Origin of the sequence: Methanonatronarchaeum thermophilum, from assembly GCF_002153915.1 — an archaeon.
In the GTDB taxonomy this organism is placed as follows: Archaea; Halobacteriota; Methanonatronarchaeia; order Methanonatronarchaeales; family Methanonatronarchaeaceae; genus Methanonatronarchaeum; species Methanonatronarchaeum thermophilum.
This window is the reverse complement of record NZ_MRZU01000003.1, coordinates 165339-191500: the sequence shown is the minus strand read 5'-3', so window position 1 is coordinate 191500 and position 26162 is coordinate 165339. Positions and strand designations below refer to the sequence as shown.

Genomic DNA, 26162 nt, shown 5'->3' with positions numbered 1-26162 from the left:
GTTGTTCACAAAAAAACAGCCAATTAAAAAATCACTCACATGGATTACTATGAATTCACTATTTAACTTTTCCGAATTCATTAACATACTAGAAACAGTATTTAGATATAAACCTTACTATAATAAATAAATCAAATATTAAATTGAATTTATAGTTAATTCAAGCATTTTTATCTATATTTTTTAAGAATAGTTAGTTCAATTTTTTATAAAATACAGGTATTCATTCTTTTCTCTTTTGATCTTCTCTATTGATGTAGTCTGTGATTTCCTTTATTTGTCTTATACAAAAATCTACACATTTGCATAGTAGGCATTCACTGGATCTAACTCGTTTCAATTCGCCAATATTTTTTGAAGTCTGTATACATAATGGACATTTTTTCATCACAGATATTTACAGGATATACATTAGTTGGAGATCCCTCATTTTCTAGAATGGAGTAAGGAGAATGGTGATTATAAAAATATAGATATCTAAACACCTATAACTTAAATTCTCCATGAACTATTGTTCAAAGACAAAAAATCTAAGACAGCCTTAGTCCTAAAAAATATCAAAACCAAGATAAGAAGCAATAAAAAATAAAAATTCAATTATACTATACAATACAAATAAAAATTAATTAAATTAGCTTTAATCAAAATTAAAAAGCTTAAATATCTTTAAAAAAATTTGCCCCACTATATTTCTAATATTTGCATCAAAATAAAATATATCTTAAAGAGTTTTGGGTAGCAGATATAGTCATCTATAAATAATTATATAAGTAGTATGATTGGGAAAAATGAAGCGGAAAACATGGTGATAGATAGGGTTGATACAGAGAATTTAAGAAACCATATGTATGCGGTTTCCGCCATCATGGAAGAACTAGCCAAAGAACTAGATGCTGACATTGAACTATGGAGGCGCGTTGGTTTACTACACGACATAGATTATGAAGAAACAAAAGACAACCCTAAAGAACACGCCAAAAGATCAGCAGAAATTCTAGAAGACAAACTACCACAAAAGGGATTGAAAGCCATAAAAGCACATAACCACCAACACCTCGATACCAAACCCAAAAACAATCTTGACCACGCCTTAATTGCAGCTGACGCAGTTTCAGGCCTAATAGTAGCAACAGCCCTCGTAATGCCCAACCAAAAACTAAAAGAAGCAAGAACCGAATCAATACTCAAAAAATTTGACGACACATCATTCGCAAAAAACATAGACCGAAACAGAATCCTAAACTGCAAAAAAATAGGACTAGAAAAAAAAGAATTCATAGAAACCTCACTAAAAGCACTACAAAAAATAGACAAAAAACTAGGACTCTAACCCACACCTAAACCACAAAACCCCAAAAAACAACCAAAAAAACAACCAAAAAAACACCAACAAAAAGATATACAAAACAAAATAAAACCACCAAACCAACTACCTTTTAAAAATAAAATATTTACCAACCCTGGCCTATAAAAACATCAATGAAAAAAATCATAATCAATCGATGATTTTCAAAATTAAAACGTAAAAAAAGTTATGAAACAACTAATTATCATTCAACTAAAAAGCTAAGTGTTTTCACGAAACATTATCACAGGATTGATTTATCCTCAATCTCTCTTAATCGTCGAATAATCTCTTCATTATCTACATCTCCATCCTGGATATCCCTAGACAACTTCTTAACCTTTTCCTCAACCACCAACCATTTATAATACAAACGAAAATGGAGAGTGATAATAATAACCAAACCTAAAATCAATCCAATAGCAAATATAGATTCAACAGACTCAAACACAAACATCCCACTTCCAATTTAACAATCAAAAGTATTTATAGATATCCATAAAAAACCAAAACACCAAATTATGCCTCATATGCAGAGATTTTAAATTATTTTCCCACAATAAACTAACAAAACCTGTAAAATACAAAATATTGTTAGACACCATATCTTTCATACTGGTGGTTTTGCACCGGGGGTGCAGCCGACAGCGGAGAATCCTTTTTTAGAGATACATGGACCCCTAATCAAGTTCTCTAACTTGAATCAGCTTCACAATCAACTTGAAGAGAATAGAGGTAAACTATCAAGGTTGAAGTTTTTCCATAAAATCGATGACAGTCCACACAACCGCACTGACTACCTATTCAGATATGGCCAAAACCAGATTCGGGTTACTACGAGGTCTGCGTTGGTTAAGAGGTTGCCTGATAATAGGTATAAGGCTTCAATTGACCTCCAGAACACAGTTGAATTTGGTGAAGGCCTAATATTCCCTTTCGAGGAAATGGAGAATAAGGTTTTGGAGCGGTGTAAGGGTATGTTTGTTTCTTTTTTGAAGAGAATCCGCTTGGAGTCTAATGGCCAGCTAAAGATTGGTAGGTTAGATGGTATTGGTTTTGAGGGTTGGACGCAGAAACGGGAGTATGCATTCAACTACGGAGAAGATAAGGTCCGTCTTTCGAAGACCCAGAATGGTGTTAGGTTAGCACTTCAAGACCTACCGGATGGTTGGCTTGACCACTCACCACTACCTGGAAGGAAGGCAGAAGCCGAAGGCCTACGTACCCTAGCTCAGGATCTTGGTTTGGTGAGGGCTTTGCGTTCTCAAGATACTGTGACTGAGGATTCTTTGGATCAACATTTTGAAGAACTTGTTAATGAGTTACGTGTTTTTGGTTTAGAGGATAATGATATTCGTAGGGAGGTTGTTGAGTTGAAGGAAACTCAAAGAGAGTTAGTTGAATCTTTAAAGAATATGTATAATTCTTTAACTGAATTGAATGGTGAAAACTGTTTTTCTAAGAAAGAGAGAGATGGAGAGGAGAGTGGTTTGGATGATAATTTTTATGATATGTATTGTTGATGGGGTTGGTTTTTTTGGTTAAGGTTGGTGAGGATCGTGTTCCGTTGCCGAATAATCCGTATAAGATTTATCGGGTCGAAGTTAATGGAAGGACATATCCACGGGTGCCGTTGCCCAGATATGTTGCTTTGATGTTAGGGCTTGACCCTGATTCTTTGGTTGATGATTATCAGTTGGCGATTTATGTTGATCGTAATAAGAGGAAGGTTGAATTGGAGTTAGTTGAGGAGAGAGTTTGATGACGGTTGTTGTTTATTTGAGGACTTCTACTAAGGATAAGGAATCTGAGAATCAAAAACAGGGTTGTTTAGGCTTCTGTATACCTATAAAAATAATTAATCTCTTTTCAAGAATACATAAAACCTATAATTACATCTAAAAATAAGAATATAAATAGATTTATTTCAAAAATAGCATATTATCCTCTAAGTGGTAATCAAGCTACTGTAAAGATTTTATTGAGTTTTTTGTGTTTTATTTAATTTTTGTTGTATATCGTTTAATATTTCTTTTTCTGTTTCTTTTTCTATTATTTTGGTTTTTTTAGTTCTTATTAGTAATATCACTATCATTAGGTAGTTTATTTTGTATATGGAGGCTCTTAAGTCTTCAAGTTGTTTTATTATTTCTTTACTTTTTGAGTGATATTTTTCTTTAATTTTTGCTTTTTCTTTGGCTAGTTCTTGTTCCCTGGAGGATGGTTTCATGTATATAATCAAACTTTTTATTAGTGGGAATTTACCTCTTATGTTTTTGTAAATCTGTTCATCTAGGTTTCCAATGATTTGTGATGTATTCTTTTTTAAGTTACCTTCTTCATTTGTTATTTTTACATCGAGTATGTATTCTATTAGGTCTATTATATCTGTTTTCTCTTTTTCTAGTGACCAGGTTATCTGGAATAATGTTCTTTTATAGTTGCTTTCTATGTCTGTTTCTTCTAATTGGTCTTTCATTTCCTGGCTTGTAATTGTAGAGTTAGGGATTTTTTCTAAAATATCTATTAATGGTTTTATTCTTTCTTCCATTTCGTAGAATTTCTTGTCGACATCATCTGGGTTTTTACCTTTATCTTTAAAAAATGATTTACAATCTTCTTCAACTTCAAGGTCTGAAGCCTCTGTCTCTATGTACAAGTATCTAATTATTTCATCTGCATCTGTTGTTTCCCCTGTTTTACCTATAAATTGAGTTTCAAGATCTTCAAAAACATCTTCATAATTAAATTTCTTAATAGATTTATCAATTACTTCATCCAAATCTTTCTGTCTAAATTGCTCCAAACTAGTTGACAATCTAATAACCGACTTAATTATCTCTCTTATTGGAATTGAAATACCAAAGTCCATAGAAAACCCTATATAAGAGTTTAAAAAATTTTTTTTATATATTTTGCGGTATATTTAAATTAAAAAATTAAAAATGTTAGTTAGAAACTTTAGGTAAAATTTTAATATTAATCTGTTGAAGGATTTAGGTTTTTCAGTATCCACTTGTTTTGAATTTTTTCATAGACAGTATAACTGTATTGTATATCTAAATATTGTATATCTAAAAAAATAAAAAGTAAACTAACTAAATCAGAAAAAATAATATTGATTGGAATTTAAAAAAAATAGTTAAAAACTATTTGATTAACCTTAATACTTTCTCTGTTTTAATTAAACTAAATGAGATGTTTAATATGGAAAAAAAAGGTATTTTATCAATTAATAAGTTCATTAATAAGCTTACAACTATTAACCGAGAAAGACTAGAAGATGAAAGTTGGAATTTTAATGAAGAGCAGAGGAAAGCAATAAAACATGGTACTGGTCCTTTATGGATAACTGCCGGCCCAGGCAGCGGTAAGACAGAGGTTCTGGTTTCTAGAGTCCTGAAGCTGATTCTTGTAGATGGAGTTCATCCTGAATCAATCTTAATTACGACCTTTACAGAGAAGGCCGCCCAAAGCCTCGAGGAGAGAATAGTTGACAGGTTTTCTGCTTTTAATGTAGATGATAGTGAGTTGGACGTAAACGATATATATGTTGGCACTCTTCACTCTATCTGCGATGAAGTCATGAATGACTTCAGATATCCGGCTTATGTTGATAGGGAGCTTCTTGATGAATTTGGTCAGGAACTTTTTATGTATAATAACTCCGATTTAGTAGATTTAATCCATACTAGATCTGATATTGATCCGGAAGAGTGGGAGACCATCGAAAGTGGAAATGAAATCGATAACATGTGGAGTTTTTTTGAGAGTTTATACAGGGGGAAATACCCTCCAAACAGATGGGAGTCAACTTATATCGCTTCAACGATCCTGAATCGAGCTTCACAATACAGAGTGGACACAGGAAAAATGAAAGCTTCTGATAATCTGTATGAAAAAATAATTGCGGAGGGATTGGAAAAATATCGAAAAACACTCAGAGAAAATAGTCGGTGTGACTTTGCAAGAGTTCTGGAAGACTTTATAGAGTTTCTTGACCATAACACTGGAAAGAAGTTTTTGAAAGGTAATGCGGGGGAAAATGGGCTAGAATATGTTCTTGTTGATGAATATCAGGACACCAACCCCCTTCAAGAGGAACTGTATTTCAAAATGTGTGAACAGATGAGGAAACCTAATATAACAATTGTTGGAGATGATGATCAGTCTCTTTACAGATTCCGTGGAGGGACTGTAGAATGTTTGATTAATTTTCCAGAAAGAGCTAAGAAACGTTTTGAGGAATCAGTTGAGAAGATACAACTAAAGGAAAATTATCGTTCTATTGAAGATATAGTTTCTTGGTTTAACCGATATATAATTGAGTTTCCTGCTATGGATGAAGAAGGAGCAAGGGCAGAGGGTAAAGAACCAATGAAAGCAAATGTTACAGAAACAGGGGATCCTACAGGAGTTAGAGCTATTCTTGAAGAAAATCATCATCAAACCGGAGAGATTGTTGCTGAATTAGTCAAATTAATGAAGGAAACTGGGTATATAGAGGATTACAGCCAGATTGCTCTTCTTTTCAACACTACCAAAGAATCACAAAATATTAATGCAGGTCCATATGTGAGGCAGCTTAGGGCAAGAGGTATCAGTGTTCATAATCCTAGGAATAAAATATATCTTGAACGTGAAGAGATCAGTTTTTTGCTTGGGACAATTATTCGTTGTATCGATCCTAAGCGAGTTTATAAACTTAAGGGTAATCTAAAAGATAGTATTTCTAATTGGTATGATGGATTTGATGATATATCTCAAGAGTATGAAGCTGAAAGACTTAGAGAATTCGTTGAAATAAAGCAGGATAAGATATTGAGTCTTGATAAGGGTGAAAAGCTAGATGTTTCTATTCTTGAACTTGTATATCAGATTATGTCTTTTGAGCCGTTTTCACGATGGATTGAAACATCTGAATATCCTGATAGGGCTGATCGCCTTGCAAAGTTCACATCTCTTTTGGAAAATTTTTCTAGGGTGAGCGGCCAGAGACTTCTTAAAAAATCAAGCTGGTTAGACTCAGTTTCCAAAAAATTTCTCGATGACTTTTACTGGGGTTTCTGTGGGTATATGCATGAGAATGATTTAGATGATCCTGAGGATTTACATGATCAAATTCCTGAGGGTAGTGTTCAGATTATGACTGTGCACCAAGCAAAGGGCCTAGAATTTCCCGTTGTATTTGTAGATAATCTCGATTGGGAGCCTAAAGAGGAAAGTAGCACTTACTGGATAGAGGATTTATTTAGAGATTATTCTAATATTAACCCAGTTGGATCTAATCATGATAGGGCAGTCAGAGACCTAACTCGTCAATTTTATGTGGCATTTTCAAGGGCTGAAAAAGATTTAATTTTGATTGGTAAAGAGGAAGATCCTTCTTTTCATTCTCTTGGATACGATAGTGAGGGAAAAGAACTTGATATAGATTTTTTTGATGACTGTAGAAGAATATCTGATCCCTCTAAGTTTATTAAGGAAAAACAGGGAGTTATTTGTGATTACTCAAACATAAAACTTAGAAACAGATATAGTATTACAGGGGATGTTTTGAGCTACAGGCTTTGTAAAAAGCAATATGGGTTTTTCAATGAAATCGGCTTCATTCCTTCCTACGAAGCTCTGTGGTCTTATGGTAGGTTGGTTCACGACACCCTTGATCGAGCGCATAGACATTATCAAGGAGATATAGAGGGTGTTGAAGGTGGTGAAATCCCTTCAGATAAGGACATAGAAAACTATTTCAATGATGTTATTAGCGCCATGAGAGCTCAAAATATTTATCAGTTAGGAGGGGAAGCTGCTGAGCGAGCGCTTGAAAATATAAAGCGGTTTAACAGGAGAGAAGGAGAAGATTTATATCCTAAGGTTAAAGACACTGAGCACCGTCTTCAGGCTACAAAAGATAACTTTATAATGAAAGGTGTAGTCGATGTCCTAATAGATGGAGATAGTGTTGAAATTTGGGATTATAAAGCGAGCAAAAGACCTGAAGATGATGCGTCTAGATATTCTGATTACGATGCACAAATTAAAACATATGCAGAACTTTACAGAAAAAAGAACGGAGAATACCCAGACAGAGGTGTAATCTGCTTCTTGGGAGAAGAAGACAGTGAGAATTCAAAATACATAATAGATATAGATCCTGAAGATGTGAGTGGATTTATAGATAAATTTGAATCAACTGTTGAGGAAATTGAATCCGAACGGGAGGAGCGACAATGGCTTAAAATAAATCCTGATGAAGCACCGCCTGAAGATATATGCGGAAGCTGCTCACTTCGATGGGGATGTGAAGCCAGAGAAGATAAATACAATCTTTTATAAACAATTTAATAGATAATTTAATGTTGCCATGAAGGCTTCAATCAAATATTAAGTATTTAAAGCCGAATGATTGAAATTAACCTTGTCTATGGTATTTTATTTTTAAGCTCGGATCTTAATTTTTTTGGTGTGTTTAAGATGTAGGTATAATGTAATGTTTATTCTTTATCTTGGATTTTTTATAGAATAAATTATGAAAGGCAATTCAGATTTTAAGTTTGTTGCTGGTTCTCAAGATAATGTTTACTGGTTTCTCCGGCACTTGGTAGCATCTAGATATGGAAATTACGCTAGACATGAAGAAGCTCAATTAAGACGCATTTCTGATGGCCTTAAAGGTCTATTGCGAGATGAAGCAAAGATAGAAGATATGTGCTCTGTGATTGAAGATGGATTAATGGATCCAGTTCCCAGTCGTTATGGCGGAGATATATCTAAAAGATATCGTCAGACCGAAGATCTTGTTGAAAGGCTGCTTAGAAGAATCAATAATAAAAGTGATGTCCGAGATTTTATTTTAGCAATTAATGCAGTTATAAATACAACTGCTTTGCAAAATGATGTTAAGAAGTTTTGCAGTGATGAAGTTGTTAGTATAATAGATGAAACTCTGGATGTAGGTTCCTGTGAAAGTCTAGATCCTTCCCTTGCTTATGATGCGCTCTATAATGTAGATGTTGGTGGGGAAGAGACTCAACTTTCTGAGCAGCGAGAAGCTCTTGTTAAATATATAATTAATTTAAGAGGAAAATTGGGAAAAAAATATGATTTTGAAGAAGATGAGGTTATTAGAATTGTAACAGCTATTTCTCAAGAGTATGAGCGTCGTGCTGGTCAAAGTCGTTCTTCAACTGCTGGTAACGTTTTGGAAACAGGTTTACAGCACCTTTTAGAAAGGTTTGGGCTTGAATCAACTGGGAAGACTGAGCATATGGGGGATCTTGAGATAGATAATAAAATTGAGGGTCCTGAGGGTAGTATTGGTTTTTCATGCAAAAGGTCTCTTAGAGAAAGGTTTAGGCAGAGTCTTTCCCGCCAATCTGAGATTGGAGTGGATCAAATATGGTTTGTTGCATTGATGATGGCAGATTTATCAAAAGAGAAAATTAAACAGATAGGTGATGATGGTGGAAGAATCTATGTACCAAGAGATTCTTATGTATGGGAGTTATATGGCGATCAAGTTGAATTAGAAGAGGTTTTGTATCCAGCTGATAGATTTCTTGAAGATATCGCAAGTTATACTGGGATGAAGCTAGATAGAGAGCCTCCTGATTAATTAAATATAAATAAAAATTCGGTTTTTATTTTTTTAGCACCTCTTTTTTTATTGCGGTTCCTATTGCCTGTGCTAGTAGAGGTGGCACTGCGTTTCCAACCTGTTTGAAAGCATGTGTCCGTGCCACTGGGAATTTAAATGTGTCTTTGAATGACTGTAGTCGTGCAGCTTCTCTAACGGTTATTGATCGGGCTTCTCTCGGATGTATAAACATATGGCCGTCTTTGTAGAGATGTGCAACTATAGTTGAAGAGGGTTTACGGGGATTCTGTTTTTTTAGTTTATCGGGGAATATGTCTGTTCTGTATGGCTGATGTTCTTCGGGTATATCTCCAATTATCCATGAAACACCTTCTCCAAGTAATTTATAGAGGGTTAGGTCTCTCATGTTGTGTCCACGGCATTCATGGTTCCATAAAGGCATATCGCTCCAATCCGTGTCTTCAGGAATGTTTCTGACCCAATATTGGTATTCTGATACGGGTCCGATTTCATATTTTTCTGCTTTTGTTGGTGGGATCTCTCCGTCTGGTGATACTGGGGGTAGATCAAATATTGCGTCAGCAACTGTGGTCCAGGGTTTTTTTGGGGTTTTATTTTTCTTGAATACTGGTAATTGTTCTTCAGTTCTAATTCCTGCGGATTCATTCAGAGTCATCTGGTTTTCGTTCGTTTTCTCTTTGTAGTTTCTTTTAAATTTGATTTTCTTCTCTTTTTCGTTTTTTGGAGGTCGATGGGTTCTCCATTTTTTCATATCTGGGTTTTCACGGCCAAGTCGGTTTCCGATAAAGAATATACGGTTTCTGTGCTGTGGTACCCCAAAGTTTGCTGCATCAAGTACCTGAACATTTACTTTGTATCCAAGTTCCTCCATCTGGCTCTTAATTATCTCGACAACTGGATCTCCATCTTTGTTTTCAGCAGACATCATTCCTTCGACATTCTCCATAATAAAAGCCTTTGGCTCAAAATGGCTTACATATCTCAGAAAATCTTGATACAGGTGATGACGCTCGTCATCTATGTTATTCTGCCCCTCAAGTGAGTTTATTTTGCTTCTCCCGACTAGGGAAAATGTTGGGCATGGAGGGCCTCCAGCAACTAATTCGAGACCATGCTCTGGTAAATCGAGGTCTGGAGGATCTATTTTTCTTATATCTCCAACTACCATATTGGTTTTATGATTTGCTTCGAAGGTTGGTTTGACTTTTTCCTCGTTATCTATAGCCCATTTTATTTCGAATCCTGCGTCTACTAATCCTTCTGACAACCCGCCGGCTCCACAGAAAAGGTCGATTGCTGTTGGTTTTTCTGATTCCATGATCTCGCCTTTTATTAATTGGGATACTTTTAATAATCTATTGATCACTAATATATGTTGCTATCATGTACTTAAATTGTAATGTAATTAAATACACAAAAATACATAATTACTTCAACAAATGGACTATGACAAACTATCCTGGATAAAAGCAAGCAAATACAGACAAAACATACTAAAAGCAATGTCAAAGAAACCCAAAACACCAAAAGACATAGCTGAAGAAACAGACTATTACCTCAGCCACGTAAGCAACACAATAACAGACCTAAAAGAAAAAAACCTAACAAAATGCCTCACACCAGACAAAAGAAAAGGCAAATTATACACAACCACAAAAGAAGGCGAAAAAATAGTAGATTTCCTTAAAAAATGACAAAAAAACCAAATTTACCCTTTGGACAAACAAAAACAACCCAGAAAGAAATAATAAAAAATACAAAACCAAAAAAAGCCATAAAAATACTAGAAAACCAAAAAATACCAAATTCAAAACAAAAGATATACGGCCTCCTGAACAAACTACCAGACCTCCTTCAATGGCTACAGAAAAACGGGAGAAAATATCCATGGAGAAACACAACAAATCCATGGAAAGTATACATCGCAGAAATTCTTCTCCAGAGAACAAAAGCCGATCAGGTCAAAAAAATATATCCAGATTTCATAAAAAAATATCCAGAACCACATACATTACACAAAGCCAAACCAGATGAAATAAAAAAACAAATCGAGAGACTCGGCCTAAAAAATCACAGAACCAGAACCCTGAAAAGCACTGCAAAAATAATAACAGAAAAACATAATGGCAAAGTACCAGAAAACATCAAAGACCTAAAAAAACCTTGGAGGATAGGAGAATACACAGCAAGAGCAGTCCAGATATTTGCACACCAAAAACCAAAATCATTAATAGATACCAACACAGCAAGAATAACAAAAAGAACACTTAATTATCCATTACCAGAACAACCACACAAAAACAAAAAACTATACCAGCTAACCGACGCATTAACACCCCAGAAACCAGGTCTATCACGGGCTACCAACCTTGCAAACATAGATCTAGCAGCTAAGATATGTAAACCCATTAACCCTGAATGTAAAAAATGCCCACTTAAAGAAACATGCACACACAACAAAAATAAAAGCACAATAAACTAAAACGCTTCAATATTAATCAAGATAAGAGTTCAAAAAATCAAGATAAGCTTAAAAAAAGCTGGTTACCATCCATATGAAATTCTAAAAAATAAAAAAATATTTCTCTTTTTAAAAAATTTATATAATGAATGAATTTATTGGGTTTAATTAATATCTGTAATTAATAATTTTTTTTATTTCGGTTTGAACTATGATTAGATTATATGGTTTCTTCTTATGTTCAAGGGATAAGAGGGTTTAATTGTAGATTGAAATTAGTATCTATCTATCCTTATTTTTTCCTTTAGATTCAGGGATCCATCTATTGAATTCTTTGGGTAATATTTCTATGATTTCTTCTGTATCCATGGATCTTATATCGTATGTGAGGTTTAACTGGTCAAGCACCATACCGAATCTTCTTATGTTGCCTGGTATGTCTTTGCTTGCAACTCCTTTTTTATCTTTATCGTTTTCTGTGTCTCTATATAGTTTGTGAGCTACTGAAATTATTTCGGGGTTTGATATTATGTCTTGTCTACCGGCCAGCTGCTCAAAGTTTTCTTTATGGATATATGGCTTTGAATCTAAGAGGAGCTTTGATTTTTCTTTGCCGTGTAGACTGTATATATAGTAGGGTCCGGCTATGAAATGTCTGTAATATTTTCTGGATGTTTTTCGACATATGTATTTTTCTGTTGAATAAATTTTGTAATCGCCATTTTTTGGTTTGCAAAGTTGATCTAGCCATAGATAGGCAATCCAAGTAAAGAGTTCTCGACCGGGAATTATTTTATGTCGTTTAAATCCAGCTTCTTCAAACTTATTTGATAAGTAGATAGCGATGTCTAGTTTAGACTCAAATTCTTTATATTCATCGATCTCTATATTTAATTTCGATTTTTTTGAGTATGGTTCTTGTTTTAAATATGTGGGCTTTTGTGCATTCTCAATAATTTTTTTACGCTCTCTGGGATTTTTTTCTCTTAAACTGGATATAAAGCTTTCAAACTCCTTTATACCTTTGTTTGTAAATTCCTTAACTTCAATCATACTGGGTTAACTCCCTCTGTATCTTTGATCCGCTTCCAAAGTCTTTTTCTTCAATATCATTCCACTCACGTCTCATATTAATTGCAAATTCATCAACCACTATATCGATCCATCTATCTATCTTTTCGGAATCAAAAGAAACGTTTTCAGGATTAAAAGTATTAGGAAGTTCCATATCATCATTAAATTGAGCTGCGAATTCAAGCCATTCTTTATGCCATTCACTGGTTTCTTTAGGATCATCAACCTCATCTTCCCAAAAAACTATACGGTATAGAATTCTCCTCAATACTTCAGGGAAAACTGATAGTCTAAAGGCTGAATCAGATTCTACCATCTCAACGGAGCCCTTGATATCCTCATTAATATGCAGTTCAGGCCTACTGCCGGGATAATCTAGATCCCATAACAAATCCATTTCACTAATTTTTACTGGTAATAAATTATTTCTATTCTCATCTTTGATTTTTGGAGATATAGCTCTTGCTAAACCTATTATTCTTTTTTCATTGTCAACTACCAATACCCGGAATTTAAGTCCTTCTAGAAGGGCTATATCATCCAAAATTGTTTTTTCCCTCGCCCCTAAATCTCCTGTTTCACCAAAATCAAATCTCTTCCACTCAGTCTTGTGTTTAGCATCTATATATACTTTTGAACCCTCAGGAAAATTCATTTCACTAAAATCTAGGTTAGCATTGAATTTTGGGGAGTCATTGTCAACTGGTTCGACAGAGATTGAAACATTTTTTTTATCAATTTTTCTTCTTCCTGTAAAATTCAGTCTTCGCTTCAAGATTAGACCTCCTGTAGATCAATTATGAGGTCTCTATTTGGATCAAAACCAGTTATTTCCAATTTAAAACCCTTCTTAATAGCTTTAAAGTGTATCGAGTTATTTTCAAAGTTTACCTTTTCACCATCAGAAATTTTAATTTCTATTTCATCGTTAGAGAATTTAAAATCAAATTTACTGTATCTGTTAAATGGATTACCACGATCAACATCATATGCAGCCTTGATTTCCGCTTCAACTGGTAGATATTCATTATCTCCTGTGTAAGTAATGTAAAAACCATTTTCTATTTGAGAAATATTGAATAGTTTTTCTGAAGGAGGTATAGATGGTATTTTAGTTGGGTTTGTGGTCATTGGTTTTGTATGTTTTTCTTTAGAAACTATTTCTGACTGTTTATCAATATCAGGTTCTATTTCAGGAACTGTATCAACTTTTTCTTCTGATTTTTCTTCTTCGTTTTCTCTTGCAGTAAGGTAGAAAACATCATTTAATAGGCTTTCAAATGTTTCTGATGAAGACTTTCTTAATACTTCAGCAATATCTCTCATAGAATTTCTAATAAATCTAATTGTGCCTATTGGTTTATTGTATCTCTCTCGGAATCCTTCTGTTCTCTCGTTCCATTTAGTATGGGCAGGCTCTTCTGCATCTCCAAGGAAAGTTGAAATCAATTCGTCATCTGCAACGAGCATTCCTGCTACAGGTCTTTTTCCAAGTCTTTTTTTCTCTTCAGGTAAAATAATTCCAGATCTGATATAGAACTCCCCAACATTAACTTTTTTAGGATATTTTTTTAAGAAAACATCAAAATATGATTTTTTGTTATAATCTGGTAGTGGTATTTCCACAGGAACTCTAAATGAAAGTAACTTTGATTCTTTAAATGAATCCCTTAGATCTTCAATATCATCAACGAAGTCTTCTTCACTTATACTACTATTTGAGGTATTTTTAATATACTGGAAATCCTGGTCCTCCTCATTATTTAGAGAATTTCCCCACTGTGGTTTAAACTCCTTTTCATCAGGATTTTCTTCATAGGCTCTGGCTGCTTTTTCTGCAAAATCTATTATTTTGTCGATATCTTTCCCATCCCAAGTAGAGCTAGACCAATCTACATTTTTAACATTTTTATGTATAGTTTTAGAATTAATCTCTTCTTCAATACTATACCTCTCATCAAACACTTTTACTTTTAAATCTGTTCTGAGTATAGGGAAGAAGTAGTGTATGATCACCGACTTTATTATACTATCTACGTCAATTTCATCGTCAAATAGTGGGATTACAAGAGAAAGTCCTGGTTCAGAGTCCCTGATAAGATTAAATGTTTCATTAAATCGAGAAAGGGCTTTTGGGTCTGTTATAGGTTGGTCTTTTTTATTTAGAAAAGAACCATTATACTGATATCTAGTCCCATCTACCTGATGAGGCTGGAGTACAGAACTCCCCATTAGAATAGAAAGATTATCTTCTTTTCTTTTTGTCAATCCCCAGAAGGTCCTAATGTCAGATGCCATGTAAAATGTTGTTTTTCCTAATCCCCATCTACCACCTTTTTGGCCCTTCTTTTCAGAATATCCCTTTCGTCTCCAGAAATTATAGAATTCGCTGGAACCGGAGTGAGGTCTATCCAGTGAAAACTCACCAGAAAGTCCAGTTGTTCCAAAGTCCTCAATATTAAGAAATCTAAATTTAGATTCCTTAAAAACTTTTAAATCTACATTTATATCTTTACAGCTCTTTAAATGCCTATCTAACTCATCAATATAAGGAGAAACTTTATTTTTATCTGTAGTTGCTAATGTAAATGTTACTTCAACCGTATCGGTATCTTTTCTCTTTGCATCAATCGAGTTCTGTATTGATTCACGTACAAGCGCTTCAGTTTTCTCTGTATTCTTAAAAAACTCAGATTCTCGAGGATATTCAGATATATCAAGAGAACCAATTTCGGGAAAACGCCATTTTAACTTATCACTAGACTTAAACATATATATCAAAAGCCTAAATTCAAAAACTGAATTAGATTAATATAATTTAAACATTTCTCTATATTAAATAACTATCTATCTTATTTTATTTTAATTCAATTCACTAACTCAATAATTCTTTTTTAATATTTAAATATTATTTAATAATATTTTCTCCTATATTTTATAGCGCTACATTTTGAATTATAGATTCCCGCTTGCCTCAAATTAAAAATAATTTAGATTCTTTCTTTAGATTATAATTGAATTTATAGAAAAAACCTTGCCACTTAAATAACCAAAAAGAGGATTTCTAATAAATCTTAACAAAACCCAACTTTTTATTCAGCCGTTAAATTTAAGTTTAATAGATAGAAATTCACTTTCATGTCGGAAACTCAAGAAAGTTTCTTAAAGCCCAGTGTCAATCAAATACGTAAAAGTATCCGGGATATAGATGATAGTTACAACCATGATTGGGATGTCCTAGCGGAACTCTGCCAAAATTCTGTAGATGCGATAAGAGAAGCCGATAACGAAAAAGGAAAAATAATTTTAGAAATTGATTCTATTGAAAAGGAAATAAAAATAGAGGATAATGGAATTGGTATAGATCCTGATAGGCTCCCCGATCTGCTTAAACCATTTGCAACTGATAAGGATTCTAGCTCACTAACCGTGGGAGAGAAGGGTGTTGGTTTAACATTTGTTATGTTTTCTGGAAATTATTTCGAAATAAAATCTGGAACAGAAAAGGGGGCTAGTAAAGGGATTGTAAAAGACGCTGCTATTTGGAAAAATCGGACCGACGAATTACCTTTACCACTAGATTACAAAAAAATCGATGATGATTTTAAAGGTACAGAAGTTGTAATAAGAGAAATTGAGGATGAAAAATTTCCACTATTTAACCTTAATTTTAAACAATTAAAACATGTTTTACGTACTAAAACAGCTTTAGGGAGCACAAAATCTCTTTTTGATATAGAAGACCAAGCTATTGATATTAAAGTAATTTTTAAAGATAAAGATAATCAAACACATGAAGAAGAAATTCCTTTCAAATATTGGATGCCTAATGAAGGTTTAAAAGATGATACAATTAGTATAGAAGAATTTCATAGATGGAGAGACACAGAAGATAGGACTGATTCCGAGAAAAGGCAAAAAATATCTCAAAAAATTATAGAACACAGTGGTGAATTTGAAAAGAGCGATAATAGAAAAATTAGATACAAAGCTGTTTTCGTTCCTGAAAGAAAAACTTGGAATAAATTAAATATAAACTATGGCCTTGCTACTGAAAAAAAACTAGATAACGAGGATTGGAGAAATCAATTCAATTATGTATTATTTAATAATGGAATTTTCTCTTCGGTAAGAGGTATGCCAACAGGCATAAGAACTAATCAACCAGATACAGGTTGGGCTGGATATTGGAGTAACGTATTTATGATTTTCGAGGATTCAAACTTATCTTTTGATATAGGCCGAAAATCATTATTTGGAGGTCAAGTACATATGATTAAAAAACATGCTAAAGATGTTTTTAACGAATTTATTGACTTTGTACCCAAATATAGTTCTGGACCAATTCCTACAGGACCAGATTTTATTAGAGAAGATATATTCTCAGAGATTGAAAGTAAAGTGGATATAGAATTTAAAAACGTTAGCTGGAAAAAATCACCTAGAAACCAAGAAGCAAGTGTTGCTGGAATATTTTTTGAAATAATTGGTAATGGAACAATAGAAGGCATAGAACCTCTTTCTGCTGGATATAATAGTACATACGATTTATATGCTAAATGGAAAGGTAGGCCAATCGTCATTGAATTTAAATCTAATTTAAGAAATATAGTCGATGATTTCGCAAGTAAAAAGAAACTTTTTAATCATATCGATTGTTTAGTATGCTGGGAAATAACAGAAAAAGACGAATCCAAAATTGAAGGAGAAGGATTATCTTTAAATAAAATTAATGAATCGGTTTTAGGAAATGAAATGGAGCAAATGCCTGGAACTACTCATTTAATGACCTTATCTGGGATGGTAGACCCCATATATGTGATAGATTTAAAAACACTTTTGATTGAAAACCAATAAAAAACAACCTAAAAAACACAAAGATCACTTTCAACCACACAGATATATTTAGATGTAGTGGCTGAAGGTGTGCAAAAAGAGTATGAGAAAGTTTGGGGGTGAGATTGAGAAGGAGGTGTTGGAGATGTATTTTGGTTCGATGGAGTTTGGTCGTGATGTAGTTCTGTCTTTTCGTGAGTGGGTTTATGGTGAGGGTGGTTTTGAGAAGGATGGTGTTATTTATCTTCCTGGAGATGGAGGAGAGGACTAGTTGTCCTCTCTATTTTTTTGTTAGTTGTTGTATTAGTTGTGGGTGGATTTCTCCGTTTTGTTCGTAGTTTTGTATCATTTGGTATAGTTCGTTTTTGTTTGTTGGGTTTTGGTTTTGTTGTTTTTCTGCTGTTTCGAGTTTTTTTAGTGCTTCGTGGTTTAGTGCTTTTCCGCAGTAGTTGCAGAGTTTGGTGTTGTGTGGGTTTGTGTTTGTGCAGGTGGGGCATTTTTGTGGTGATAGTTTGGATGTTTCTGTGTTTTCTGTGTGTTTTATTCCGTGTATTCGTGCGTATGCTCCGTCGATGTCTCTTCCAGATAGGTGTATGTATCTGGCTGGCATGTCTGAGCCTTGTACCCATCCGAACCACTCGCACATCTGGGCGTCTGTGAATTTGTTTGCTAGGTATGTGGCTCGGCTGTGTCGGAAGTGGTGTGGGTTTACTGGTTTGTCTATGTCTGTTTTTTCTTTGGTTTGTTGTAGGGTTTTTGTTAGGGCTCTGTAGCTGCATTTTTGGCCATGTTGTTTTTGACCTAGTTTTGCCCATAGTGGTTGGTTTTTTTGTGGGTTTGGGTGTATGTTTATCCAGTTTCTTAGGTGTGGTACTGTTTGTATTAGGGGGAGTCTTCTTTGGCCTGTTTTTCCGTCTATTGTTATTTTTTTGCCGTATGGGTGTTCTTCTATGTGTCCGATGGTTAGGTCGATTAGTTCGCCTATTCTTGCTCCTGTTTCCCATAGTATGCTTATTAGGGCTTTTGTTCTGGGGTGTGTTGCTTTTTGTAGTAGTTTGTGTATGTCTTGTTCTGTGAGTATTTTTTCTGGTAGTTTTTTGGTTTTGTTGTATTTTAGTTGGATCCAGTTGACTGTGTCTGGGTATTCTTCTTCGTTGTTGAGCCATTTGTAGAACCGTCTGATTATTACTTTGTATGTTCTTTTGGTTGATTCTGTGTAGTTTCTGGAGTTTATTTCTGCTACGAGGTCTTTGATGTCGTCTTTGGTTGCTTCATCGAAATTCGTATCCATTATTTCTCCGATTATTTTGGTGGTGTTGAGTAGTTTCATGATTCGGGCGTCGGAGTAGTCGAGTATTCGGAGGTCTCTGTAGAATTCGAGTATTAGTTCTTTGTTGTGTGGTGTTAGGTTTTTGTGTGTCTCTATGTTGTGGAGTTCTCTTTTTATTTCTCTTTTAAAATTCTTGGTTGGCATTTCAAACCTCGGTGCTTTTTTTGTTAGAAAAAGAGGGATGTTTTTAAGGCTGTCTGTTTTTATCGGAGGTTTGTATTTATTGTTGGTGTAGGGGGTGGTGTGAAACTGTTTTGTTTCGGGTGTTTTCTGGTGTTTTTGGTTGCAATCTCTTGGTTTCCGGTGTTTCGAGGTTGTATATAAATCTATCGCCTATAGGTTTGGGGCTTAGAACCAGTTTGAATAAGCCCTGGCCGAGATTCGAACCCGGGATCTCGTCCTTTTTGTCTTTGATACCAAGGACGCGCTTTGCCAGGCTAAGCCACCAGGGCGCTGTTGTTTGATTTTTACTGTTATCTAAATAAATCTTTTTGGAGTGTGTTATGTTTGTTTACCTGTTGGTTGTGTTTTGTTTGTGTTTCTGGTCTGCTTATCTTTTTTTAGGTTTTTTTGTTTTTGATAGTAATGTCTAAATAGTTACAATGTGAATAACAATATGAACAGTGTTATGTAGATTTTTGATTTAATGAAAAAAATAAAATATTATGTTTGTTTGGAGGTTGATAATAAGTTTTGAGTTTGTTGTGGCTATGGTGGTGTTGTTTGACTGATAGATAGAAAATGAATTTAATAGGTTGGATTTAAAATGAAAAAAAGAAGTGAATGGGAGATATACCTAGATATACTAGATTCATTGAGTGAAAATGGGTCTATGAAGAAAACAAGCATTATGCATGATGTACACATGAGCTGGAAACCTTTCAACAACCATTTTGGTTTCCTAAATGAAAATGGATTTATCACCGAATCCGATTACGGATATAACGTAACAGATAAAGGTAAAGAAACATTAAAAAACCTTAGACAAATCAAAAAAACACTTGAAAACAATGAATACTAGAATTTAAAGAAATTAAATAAAATAGGGTTTAAATCTTATTTTATAGGTTTGCGTAGGTATATAGGCCGTAGGAATTAAAGACATTTTATTTTTTGGTTGGAGGGGATGGAGAATGTTTTTTCTGGGTTTAGTGTGAACTATCTGGTTTTTTCTTCATCGTTGTTAGTTGATATTTATTTTTTTGTTTTGTTTGTTTTTACTGATGTGGATCCTAGGTCGGTTGCTTTTATTTTTTGAGTTTCTTCGTCGAGTTCAACTAGACCCATCTCCACCATTTTTTCAATAACTTTATCGATGTTTTCGTTACCAAGATCTAGATTGTTTGCTAGGTCTTTGTATTCATGCCATTCTTGATCATTAAGGTGATCATTAAGGTAGATCAATATTTTATCCACAACTTCAAGACTAATTTCCAATCCCTCCAATAACATTATACGTAGTTTAGATAACCCTATATGCAAAGAGATATATAAAGTATTGCTTGTTTTAGATAGATGGTAGATTAAACTTTTTTATTAAACTTTTTTTATATGGGTTTTATACTACAGATAACAAATGTCTGTGGAGTGTATATATTATTAGTTGGTTTTTTCAAACGGTTTTTTTTAACATCACGAAATGATTTACTATGTTGATGTAATAAAAAGATTGATTCATAGAAAGGTATTAGAGATATGTTCAGTTTTAACATGTATTTTTAATAGTCTTATTTAATATAATAGACTGTCATATCAACTTATAACTTAAATATACAAATATAAACTTAGATAAATCTAACTAACCAAAAAAAATCGAAAACAACCAGCCGAAATTAAGTTATTCATTAAATAGAAAATCGGTGTGAATCATAGATATCTAGATCGATAAAGGGCTTGTTTAAAATGAAGAAAAGAAGTGATTGGGAAATATACCTAGCAATACTAGAAAACCTAAATGAAATGAAAAACAAAGGAAACAAAATAATAAAAACAAACGTCATGCATGAAATCAATATGAACTGGAAATCCTTCAACAAACACTTCATATATCTAGAACAAAACCAATTCTTAAAGAAAAACAACGAAGACTATGAAATCACAAAAAAAGGCCAAAAACTACATCAAACACTAAAAACATTAAAAACACAACTACCATGACAAAAACACTAAAAAATAGATCGCATCTTTTTTAATATTTTTTTAGTAGAACAATATTTTTCGTAAATATAAATAGAAATGTTAATTAATTGAATTGATACCCTATTTTTCTTTAATTTTTAATTAACGATATATTCTCAAAAATATAAATAGGAAATAGAGTTAGGTAGGTTTATTTTTAGCTATGTTTCTATGTGATGTTTTAATAAAAGATTTTACACACTTCTTTCAGTAATACAGTTAGATTAGATTGTTTTTTAAGCTATTTTATTAGTTCATATCTCCTTAATACCAGTAATAACAATTTTTAAGTTAAGGAGATTAATAGATGATTTCTAAAAAGGTCTTGTTCAGCGTAATGCTGATCGGGCTGATAGGAGTTGCTGCCGGAGCCGGAACATTCGCATTTTTCAGCGATACAGAAGAGGCGGATGGAGTGTTCATGGCAGGAACCATAGACATAGCAGTGGACGGTGAAAACCCATGGAGTCAATCCTACGAAATGATAGATATGAAGCCATGTAAACAAGTTGAAGACGCCAATGTAAATATAACAAATGTTGGAACAAACCCAGCACTAATATTCAAACACATTAATGTAACAGATTACAACACAGGGCTAGAACTATTTACAGCACCAACTTGTGACAACTGCAACAACAATGATGTTACACCACAAGTTGTTGATAACAATGATTGTGAATGGTGGTGTGGAGAAGAATTCTCTTCAGAACCTGAATGGACAGCAGAAAAACAACTTGGAGAGAGAGTTGACGACATACACAACGTTACAGAATACAGTATAACGATAGATGGTGAATTAATAGATCTAGAATGCTTCTTAGGTCTTGAAGACGTAACTGTTGGAGACATTGAATGCAAATACATGTTTTTGGGCGTTCTTGACAATGGTGACAGTATGATGGTTAATCAGACCTACAAACTCTCAGCAGATGCTGGAAATGAATACCAAGGAGACCAATTCAACTTCAAGATGAAGTTCATAGCACTACAAACAAACGATGACACAACAATCCCAGAATACATAGACCTAACACAACCATGCGATGTAGAACCTGAAACATTTGACCTAACAGTCAACTTCAATGAAACAAGAGGCGAAGTACTAAAAATAATCAATGATGCCGACCCTGTAAACGCAGCTACAGGTGAAGCACAACAATACGAAGAAGATACAACAATAACACTACAATTCAACGTTAACGACCCTGAAATTTTCAGTCTCGGCCACCACATAGTAGACGGTGATGAAATTAAATCTGGAGACACACTAACACTTGAAATGACAGAAGACAAAGAAGTAGACGTACAATTCCTACAAAGAATCGAAGTTGGAAACCTAAATAGCCAACAACAGGGGACTATTGCTGATATTGAGTCACTTGGAGATAAAATAATAGTTGAAGTCAAAGTAGCACCAGAAAACACTGAAGAGTATGATGGAAACTTCACTGTTAGACATGTAATGTTCACAGAGATAGACGATTACCCTGGAGCAGAGAACGCTGTATTCGATGAAAAACGTCTTATGTTCTTCGATGAAGGCGTTGCTACATTCACTTTAGGTGAAACAGATAAAAGTGCTGACATAGAGCTTGGTAGCTTGGATTTAGAGTTGATATTGTTCTACTCTATAGAAAATGCTGATGAAAAAGCCCTTAGCCCTGATGATGTAATAAACAGATGGCTACATGTCCTATAAACATCAACAAGTGGAATAGACAGTGAACAAATAAAGTAAAGTTGGAAGGGTTAACTCCCTTCACTTTCTTATTTTTTTGGTTTAATTATTTTCACTTTTTTTGGGTTTTTTATTTTTTGAGTGTTTGTGTGATGTGTTTGTTGTTCATATTTGCTTATTTTGTTGTGTTTTATATTTGTTATTTAGAATGGATAGAAATGGTGTTTTGAAAGTTGTTTCGGTATTTGTTTTGGTTGGTTTGTTGGCTCCAGCTATTGTGTATGCTGTTCCTATGGTTGTTACTGCTGATCATTCTTTTATTGTTCTTTCTAGTAGTATGGAGCCTACATATAGTCCAGGTGACATAATTGTGGTTAAGGATGTTGATCCTGCGAATATCGTTGTTGGAGACGTTATTACTTTTAGTTTTAGTGAGGATAAGGTGGTTACTCACCGTGTTCTTGATATTGAGCAGACTGAAGAGAGGTTGTTGTTCACTACGATGGGTGACGCTATGAGTTCTCCTGATTTAAATCCTGTTTTAGAAGAAAATGTGATTGGTAAAGTTATTTTTTCAATACCATTCTATGGATATCTACTCTATTATGTTAACAGTATCTACGGGTTGGTTCTGTTTATATTGATTCCAGCATCGATTCTAGTTGCCATGGAGATCCGTGATCTATTTAAACATAACCAACAAGAAAAAACCTAAAAAACCAAACTCCCAGACAACTTCTATTCATTTTTTATTGAAAAGGTTTTAATTTATGTTTTGTTAGGATATTTTTTAGAATAGTTTTTATAGCTAGTTTTTAGATAATATATCTTTTAGATATGCTTTTTTAATCTAATATTAGTTCATATCTCCTTAATACCAAAAGAAACGATTTTTAAATTAGGGAGATTAATAAGATGTTTTCTAAGAAAGCTTTGTTCAGTGTTTTACTGATAGGGTTTATAGCGGTTGCTGCTGGTGTGGGTACATATGCCTATTTCACTGACGTTGAGCAGGGGGATGGGGTGTTCCAAGCTGGCACTATAGATATATCGGTTAATGAGATGAATCCGTGGGTTGGTAATTTTATTTTCAGTGATATGAAGCCGTGTAAGTCACTTGGTTATGCTGATTTGGAGATAAAGAATGTTGGAACTAATGATGCTAGAATCTTTAAGTTGGTTGAGGTAACCGGTTATGATACTGGTATCACAGAGTTTATGTGTCCATATTCAGGTGAGTATTTCTCTTCAGCTGCTGAATGGAAAAAGGAAGTAACTTTGTATTACGATGATGGTTTAGTTGTGGATTATGAAATCAACAGGGTTGATGATATTCATAACGTAACTTTGTATACTATAACTCTTGATGGTGAACAGAAAAACGTAGGTGAGTTGGTTGATGTTGGTGATACAGCTGTCGGTTTAACGGTTGGAGACATCTCAGGCATTTACATGTATTTAGGTACACTAGCTTCAGGTGATACATTAAGCGTTGATCAGTCTTACAAACTACATGGTGATGCAGGTAACGAGTATCAGGGAGACGAGTTCCGTTTTAACATTAAGTTTGTGGCGTTGCAGACAAATGATTTCGAATCAATACAAAATTACATTGATTTAGAGAATGCAGAGGTAGTAGAAGAAGAACCAATAGAAACAGAACCAAAAATCGACTTCAAACTATCGATAGGTGAACTAACAAGCAAAAGCGTAGAGCTATGTATAAAAAATCAAGGCGATAAAATCAATGAAGATGCCTTTGTAAACATCACACTAAAAGGTGAATGGGGTCAAGCTGAACACCAAAAAACCATTTCAATGTTCGCAGACGGAGACCTATTTGAAGACCAAACAGCATGCAAAACACTCAACAAAACAGATTTCGCAATAGATATGGAACACAACCTCACAAAAGACCTGAACCAAATAAAAGTTGAAATAATGGGTGTAACAAACACAATCACCGACTTCAACCAAACAACTGAAGAACCAATAGAAGAACCCATAGAAAAACCAGTCGGAGACTGGAACCTAACAATACTAGATTGCAACAAAACTGAAGCCGGATTCGAAATAGAACTAAAACATGACAGTGAAACACCATTAGAAACCCAAACACCCGTCAATATAACAATAGCAAATGGATTTGAAAAAACAACCCAAACAACAATTGCAAACATAAATGAAGGAGATAACTGGACCGGTGACCAAATAAAATTTGATATATGCAAAACAGCTTTCAACCTAAACACTGAACAGTTCGAAGAAATTCAAACGATCACCATCGAAATCCAAAATGTAACCTCAACATATGAATTTACTGTAGATGAAACCAATGGAAACGGTGACAACGAAGAATCAGATGAAAACAAAACCAATGGAAACGGTGACAATGATTCTCCTGGTGCACCAACTACTCCAACAACTCCTTCAGGACCCAGTGATATTGGATTAGATTTGGTTGGTTTGAATCTTGGTGTTGAGTTTAAAATAGCGTTGACTGATATGGATGGTGAGGTCGTTGAGTTTAATTGTGTTGATGAGTTTGTTTCAACTGCTGGAGTAGGTAATGAGTACCAAGTGACTTTGTTTGTTACCTGTGAAGATGGAGAGCCATTGTCTGGTGGGTTGGTCTGGCTGTTAGATGGTTCTGGTGAATATCTAACTCATAGCATAGTTGAAGATTGGAGTGATTCAAGCGATGTAGGTGCTTTAGAGCTAAATGAAACTGGTGTAGCTCAATTTGTATTCACACCAAACCAGCCTGTAGAGGTTAGTTGGTTGTTGGGTCATGAAGACAGTGCAAACGATGATAAGGTTATTGTTGAGAATCGATGTTTGGTTGCTGAAAACCCAGGTATAGAGATAATCGATGAAGAAAAGGACTTAAGTTCGGTTGTTTTAGATGGCGAACTAACTCATGACTTGATAGTTGATCTTGCTAACAAACTAAAGGTCAGTTTAGTTCCTGCAGACGAAAGAGAGATGGCTTTAGATGACCTGAAGATAGTGGTAACAGGTGATATAATCGATGAAACTGTGTACACAGCTACCAGTTTAATCGATGGTGTACAAACCGGTTTGATAGAGATAACCCCAACAGGTGTTGGTGAAAAAGTTGCAGAGATCTTTGTTAGCGACAAAGATACTATGTTGTCAGAAATATTTGAGGGAACAGCTGTTGGACAGTTCAATTCAATCGAACTAATGGTAATCACGAAAGACCTAGAGCTATCCGTTGACAAAAATGATAGTTTTCTTGTTGGTGAAGAAATCGATTTCAATGTAAAAATAGATGGAGAGCCAGTAGAAGGAGCCTTGATCTACAACAACGGTAACAATGCAACCACAAACCAAGACGGAGTTGCTTCACTAACATTCGAAGAACCAGGAATATACCAAATACATGTTGAAAAAGAGTTTGAGTTCAACAACGGCGTACAAACAATCTACAACGAACAGTCAATAGAAATTGAAGTCGAAGAAGAAATGATGACCGCATTAATGATAGCACTACCACTACTAATAGCATTAATCCTATTGATTTTTGCATTGGTTCGAAGACGTAAAGTAAAAGGATAACCCTACTTAAAAACCCCCCACCCAATACCGGTGGGGGTCCATCCCCTCACCAAAAAC

General features: G+C 34.3%; 21 protein-coding genes and 1 tRNA gene. 14 read left to right on the top strand and 8 right to left on the bottom strand.

Features of this window, described 5'->3' with window-relative positions:
• Positions 1-775: 775 nt before the first annotated feature.
• From AMET1_RS02145 to AMET1_RS02130, 3 genes are all read left to right on the top strand, one after another.
• Entirely contained in the window at positions 776-1330 is a 555-nt protein-coding gene (locus AMET1_RS02145; RefSeq protein ID WP_086636840.1) for an HDIG domain-containing metalloprotein, read from the top strand.
• Positions 1331-1980: 650 nt separating this feature from the next.
• Positions 1981-2868, top strand: a complete 888-nt coding sequence (locus AMET1_RS02135; protein WP_086636838.1) for a hypothetical protein — start codon at positions 1981-1983, stop codon at positions 2866-2868.
• 14 nt (positions 2869-2882) lie between these two features.
• The gene (locus AMET1_RS02130) at positions 2883-3107 is read left to right on the top strand and encodes a hypothetical protein (RefSeq protein ID WP_143406806.1); all 225 of its coding nucleotides are present in this window, start codon (positions 2883-2885) and stop codon (positions 3105-3107) included.
• 216 nt (positions 3108-3323) lie between these two features.
• Here AMET1_RS02130 and AMET1_RS02125 read toward each other — a convergent pair whose 3' ends face one another.
• A complete protein-coding gene (locus AMET1_RS02125) occupies positions 3324-4217 on the bottom strand; it encodes a hypothetical protein (RefSeq protein WP_143406805.1) in 894 nt (297 codons plus the stop codon).
• Positions 4218-4552: 335 nt separating this feature from the next.
• Here AMET1_RS02125 and AMET1_RS02120 point away from each other — a divergent pair, with 335 nt between their 5' ends.
• Both AMET1_RS02120 and AMET1_RS02115 read left to right on the top strand, forming a co-directional pair.
• Complete coding sequence (locus tag AMET1_RS02120) at positions 4553-7681, top strand: ATP-dependent DNA helicase (protein WP_161490721.1); 3129 nt, start codon at positions 4553-4555, stop codon at positions 7679-7681.
• A gap of 193 nt (positions 7682-7874) precedes the next feature.
• A complete protein-coding gene (locus AMET1_RS02115; protein WP_086636834.1) occupies positions 7875-8960 on the top strand; it encodes a hypothetical protein in 1086 nt (361 codons plus the stop codon).
• A 25-nt stretch (positions 8961-8985) separates the two neighbouring features.
• Here AMET1_RS02115 and AMET1_RS02110 read toward each other — a convergent pair whose 3' ends face one another.
• Positions 8986-10281: a DNA cytosine methyltransferase gene (locus tag AMET1_RS02110; RefSeq protein WP_086636833.1), complete on the bottom strand. Its 1296-nt coding sequence runs from the start codon at positions 10279-10281 to the stop codon at positions 8986-8988.
• A gap of 121 nt (positions 10282-10402) precedes the next feature.
• Here AMET1_RS02110 and AMET1_RS02105 point away from each other — a divergent pair, with 121 nt between their 5' ends.
• The gene (locus tag AMET1_RS02105) at positions 10403-10657 is read left to right on the top strand and encodes a transcriptional regulator (protein WP_086636832.1); all 255 of its coding nucleotides are present in this window, start codon (positions 10403-10405) and stop codon (positions 10655-10657) included.
• Positions 10654-11445 carry a hypothetical protein gene (locus AMET1_RS02100; protein WP_086636831.1) on the top strand — a complete coding sequence of 264 codons (792 nt, stop codon included), beginning with the start codon at positions 10654-10656 and terminating at the stop codon, positions 11443-11445. The genes AMET1_RS02105 and AMET1_RS02100 overlap by 4 nt, the downstream gene beginning before the upstream one ends.
• Before the next feature lie 261 nt (positions 11446-11706).
• On the opposite strand, the gene AMET1_RS02095 is transcribed toward AMET1_RS02100, so the two are convergent.
• Genes AMET1_RS02095 through AMET1_RS02085 form a run of 3 tightly spaced genes read right to left on the bottom strand, consistent with a single transcriptional unit; the run spans position 11707 to position 15270 of the window.
• Positions 11707-12477, bottom strand: a complete 771-nt coding sequence (locus AMET1_RS02095) for a hypothetical protein (protein ID WP_086636830.1) — start codon at positions 12475-12477, stop codon at positions 11707-11709.
• Complete coding sequence (locus AMET1_RS02090; RefSeq protein ID WP_086636829.1) at positions 12470-13273, bottom strand: hypothetical protein; 804 nt, start codon at positions 13271-13273, stop codon at positions 12470-12472. The genes AMET1_RS02095 and AMET1_RS02090 overlap by 8 nt, the downstream gene beginning before the upstream one ends.
• A 2-nt stretch (positions 13274-13275) precedes the next feature.
• Positions 13276-15270 (bottom strand): hypothetical protein, encoded by a 1995-nt coding sequence (locus AMET1_RS02085; RefSeq protein ID WP_086636828.1) that lies wholly within the window; start codon positions 15268-15270, stop codon positions 13276-13278.
• Between the two features lie 366 nt (positions 15271-15636).
• Between AMET1_RS02085 and AMET1_RS02080 the strand changes: the two genes are divergently transcribed.
• Both AMET1_RS02080 and AMET1_RS07855 read left to right on the top strand, forming a co-directional pair.
• Positions 15637-17355, top strand: a complete 1719-nt coding sequence (locus AMET1_RS02080) for an ATP-binding protein (RefSeq protein ID WP_086636827.1) — start codon at positions 15637-15639, stop codon at positions 17353-17355.
• Positions 17356-17437: 82 nt separating this feature from the next.
• The gene (locus AMET1_RS07855; protein WP_161490720.1) at positions 17438-17605 is read left to right on the top strand and encodes a hypothetical protein; all 168 of its coding nucleotides are present in this window, start codon (positions 17438-17440) and stop codon (positions 17603-17605) included.
• Between the two features lie 9 nt (positions 17606-17614).
• Here AMET1_RS07855 and AMET1_RS02075 read toward each other — a convergent pair whose 3' ends face one another.
• Positions 17615-18808: a tyrosine-type recombinase/integrase gene (locus AMET1_RS02075; RefSeq protein WP_086636826.1), complete on the bottom strand. Its 1194-nt coding sequence runs from the start codon at positions 18806-18808 to the stop codon at positions 17615-17617.
• Between the two features lie 222 nt (positions 18809-19030).
• A tRNA-Thr gene (locus AMET1_RS02070) sits at positions 19031-19116 on the bottom strand.
• A gap of 314 nt (positions 19117-19430) precedes the next feature.
• Here AMET1_RS02070 and AMET1_RS02065 point away from each other — a divergent pair.
• Complete coding sequence (locus AMET1_RS02065) at positions 19431-19685, top strand: winged helix-turn-helix domain-containing protein (RefSeq protein WP_086636825.1); 255 nt, start codon at positions 19431-19433, stop codon at positions 19683-19685.
• A 173-nt stretch (positions 19686-19858) separates the two neighbouring features.
• On the opposite strand, the gene AMET1_RS02060 is transcribed toward AMET1_RS02065, so the two are convergent.
• Entirely contained in the window at positions 19859-20101 is a 243-nt protein-coding gene (locus AMET1_RS02060; protein ID WP_143406804.1) for a hypothetical protein, read from the bottom strand.
• 465 nt (positions 20102-20566) lie between these two features.
• Between AMET1_RS02060 and AMET1_RS02055 the strand changes: the two genes are divergently transcribed.
• From AMET1_RS02055 to AMET1_RS02040, 4 genes are all read left to right on the top strand, one after another.
• Positions 20567-20821, top strand: a complete 255-nt coding sequence (locus AMET1_RS02055) for a winged helix-turn-helix domain-containing protein (protein WP_086636823.1) — start codon at positions 20567-20569, stop codon at positions 20819-20821.
• 328 nt (positions 20822-21149) lie between these two features.
• A complete protein-coding gene (locus AMET1_RS02050; RefSeq protein WP_086636822.1) occupies positions 21150-22544 on the top strand; it encodes a TasA family protein in 1395 nt (464 codons plus the stop codon).
• Positions 22545-22749: 205 nt separating this feature from the next.
• A complete protein-coding gene (locus AMET1_RS02045) occupies positions 22750-23238 on the top strand; it encodes a signal peptidase I (protein WP_161490719.1) in 489 nt (162 codons plus the stop codon).
• Between the two features lie 200 nt (positions 23239-23438).
• Complete coding sequence (locus AMET1_RS02040) at positions 23439-26105, top strand: TasA family protein (protein ID WP_086636820.1); 2667 nt, start codon at positions 23439-23441, stop codon at positions 26103-26105.
• Positions 26106-26162 lie beyond the last annotated feature (57 nt).